The following is a 339-nucleotide window of genomic DNA, read 5'->3' as shown; positions in this document are numbered from 1 at the left end:
AGGAGATATAGTCACCGCAGGGAGCCCATGCGACACAGACTTTTTAACTAACTCGACATGAAGGTCACCACAAGCATGTAGTGCAACCGCATGTTGATTTGGATTAAACACCTTGTCAGCACTCTCAGAAAACGCGTCACCTTGCACAAAGGTCATTTCTAGACGTTGTGCATCCGCTATTTTTTGGCCACTTTCACAGAGCGATTGCTGCCATTCGAAACTGGTCACCTTTTGGCTCGATTGCTGAGACAAAATTCGTCCTAAGAAGCCTTTACCAGAACACCACTCCAACCATTCTTCACCGTGGTGATGCTCAAGCGCCGCTTCGCCCATCGATAC

Annotated in this window: 1 protein-coding gene; it reads right to left on the bottom strand. The window is 48.1% G+C overall.

What is annotated here, in order from left to right:
- Positions 1–339, bottom strand: a 339-nt coding sequence (locus BCT81_RS03790) for a methyltransferase (RefSeq protein WP_133152532.1), incomplete at both ends; no start/stop codon positions are given.

Source organism: Vibrio sp. 10N.261.52.A1 (genome assembly GCF_002876325.1).
Taxonomy (GTDB): Bacteria; Pseudomonadota; Gammaproteobacteria; order Enterobacterales; family Vibrionaceae; genus Vibrio; species Vibrio chagasii.
Note: the sequence above shows the minus strand (reverse complement) of the source record. Positions and strands in the feature narration are given on the sequence as shown.